This window comes from Microbacterium sp. PRC9 (genome assembly GCF_031844125.1).
GTDB lineage: Bacteria > Actinomycetota > Actinomycetes > Actinomycetales > Microbacteriaceae > Microbacterium.
In genome coordinates, this window is the sequence record NZ_JAUZUR010000018.1 from 1 (window position 1) to 2,090 (window position 2,090).

Sequence of the window (2,090 nt, forward strand, 5' to 3'; positions counted from 1 at the left end):
TCCCCAGGTGCGCGTAAACGGCCAGGGCACTTCGAGGCAATTCATCGGCTGTTGCTGTTGCGGCGAATGCTGGCGCTACGCGGAGCCCGGACGAGAGCGGGTAGACCGCAGCTTCTGCAGTCATCGGTGCGCCTTCGGGAGTCCTCACGTCGACGGTCACCTCCTCATTTATGTCTAGGTGAGACACGCTCTACCCGCCGCCGGGCGCGGCGCCGAGGCCGTCGAGGTCGGCCAGGCCGGCGATCACGCGGGCCAGTCCGAACTCCCACGCCCGATCGGCTTGGTACGGGCCGCCCATCGACTCGCCGGCAGCGCGCCCGACCCGCTGCGCTATCGCGAATTCGTCGCCCAGATAACAGGCTAGGCGCTCGACCGATTGAGTCCAGAGTTCGCCGAAATCGCCGGTCACCGGCTTCGTTACGATTCTCGCGGCTGATGACCGTATGAAGTCGAGAACGAGCGTAAGCGCCGCATCGCGATGGAGATCACTGATGGAGGTGCCATCGAAGGCGCGCAGTTCGTGGTCGTACTTCGCGATCGTCCCGGGGCCGAGGGCGGTCCGCGGGTCGTCGACGTCGAGCAGCCAGGGATGGGCGCACAGTAACGCGAGGTTGTCGTCGGCAACGCGGCGCACGCGGGTGCGCCATGTCGATCGCCCGAATGGTGTCGCTGTCATCAGCGCGTGTGCATGGTCGGTCATCAGCACGAGCAGGTCGTCGCGGCTGTTGACATGGGTGTACACCGACATCGCCGTCATCTCGAGCGATTGCGCGAGTGCACGCACCGTGACCGCGGAGAGGCCACCCTCGTCGGCGAGGGTGATCGCGCGGGTGACGACATCGCCGGTCGAGTGCCGCGCCCTGGGGCCGCGGCTGCCGCCAGCGGGAGCAAGCGGGCTGTCCCGCCACAACAGGTCAACCAGGGGTCTGGGCACCGCACCACCTCTCTCGGAACACTCCTGCTATATCGTACGCTGTACACTGTACTGTACGTTGTACATAGTTTAATGACAAGGAGAGTCGATGAACATCACACAGACCGCCCTCTCACTGAACGTCGCCGACGTCGCCGGCTCGGCGGACTTCGCCACGACCCACTTCGGTTACGAAGAGGTCATGTCTGCCGAGGGGTTCGTGTCGCTCCGGCATCCCGACTCGAACACGAACCTGATCTTCCTGGCCACGGGCCTGGCCACGTTCAAGCCGAGCGAAATCGCCGGATCCGCGGGCCAGGGGCTCCTGCTCGTCTACGTCGTCGACGACCTCGACGCGCAGTTCGCGCGCATCGAGGCCGCGGGTGCCCGGGTCGTGACTTCGCCGGAGACCGAGCCGTGGGGTGAGCGGTTCTGCCAGTTCGCCGACGCGAACGGGCTCATCTGGCAGCTCGTGCAGTGGGTCGAATAGCCCGCATGAATAGGGCGGGGCGACACGCTCTGTGCGTCGCCCCGCTCCGCGGCCCGTGAACCCCGAGGACCGGCACCGACGCGCCGCGACTAGACGATATGAGCCTTCGGACCTCTTGAGGCTGGGGCCTCGATTCGCGTAAGCGTGGGTTGCCAGCCGATGGGGGCTGGCCTATCCGACAGGCGAATGGAGGCCCCAGTTGAGTTCTCAGCGTATGGGTGTCGGGCTGGATGTGCACGCGCGGAGCGTGGTCGCGGCCGCGATCGATGAACGGACCGGAGAGGTGATCCGGCGACGATTCGGATACGACCCTGCTGGCACCGCCGATGGGGAGAGCCCGTGATGCGTTCGCAGATGTCGGCATCCGCGTGTTTTGAGACGCGCGTCGCAATGTGCTGCACCGATCCCTCCGTCTCCGCCGTAACCGCGGTCCTCCGGGGGTCTCATACCCTCGGTCAGGGGCAGACGCGCACGCTGCGTCCTTCGAAGCTCACGACGTCGCCGACCTGGAGCTGCCTCCCGCGGCGGCGATCGATCTCGCCGTTGACGAGGACGAAGCCGTCGATGATGGCTTCTTTCACCTCACCGCCGGAGTCGAGGATCCCGGCGAACTTCAGGAACTGCCCGAGACGAATGCTCTCGCCGCCGATGGGGATGTCGATCGGCGCCGCGTTCATCATCCCCGAA

3 protein-coding genes are annotated in these 2,090 nt (G+C 66.1%); 1 reads left to right on the forward strand and 2 read right to left on the reverse strand.

What is annotated here, in order from left to right:
• Positions 1-190: 190 nt before the first annotated feature.
• Positions 191-934, reverse strand: coding sequence for a TetR/AcrR family transcriptional regulator C-terminal domain-containing protein (locus Q9R33_RS20435; RefSeq protein WP_311294946.1), 744 nt, complete (start codon positions 932-934; stop codon positions 191-193).
• Between the two features lie 88 nt (positions 935-1,022).
• On the opposite strand from Q9R33_RS20435, the gene Q9R33_RS20440 reads away from it, so the two are divergent.
• Positions 1,023-1,403, forward strand: a complete 381-nt coding sequence (locus tag Q9R33_RS20440) for a VOC family protein (RefSeq protein WP_311294947.1) — start codon at positions 1,023-1,025, stop codon at positions 1,401-1,403.
• Between the two features lie 455 nt (positions 1,404-1,858).
• Here Q9R33_RS20440 and Q9R33_RS20445 read toward each other — a convergent pair whose 3' ends face one another.
• Positions 1,859-2,083: an RNA-binding S4 domain-containing protein gene (locus tag Q9R33_RS20445; protein ID WP_311294948.1), complete on the reverse strand. Its 225-nt coding sequence runs from the start codon at positions 2,081-2,083 to the stop codon at positions 1,859-1,861.
• Between the last annotated feature and the right edge of the window lie 7 nt (positions 2,084-2,090).

What these genes read in the sequence shown, in the direction of transcription:
- Q9R33_RS20445 (WP_311294948.1), bottom strand. Translation starts at nt 2,083, where the DNA reads ATGATGAACGCGGCGCCGATCGACATCCCCATCGGCGGCGAGAGCATT.
- Q9R33_RS20440 (WP_311294947.1), top strand. Translation starts at nt 1,023, where the DNA reads ATGAACATCACACAGACCGCCCTCTCACTGAACGTCGCCGACGTCGCC.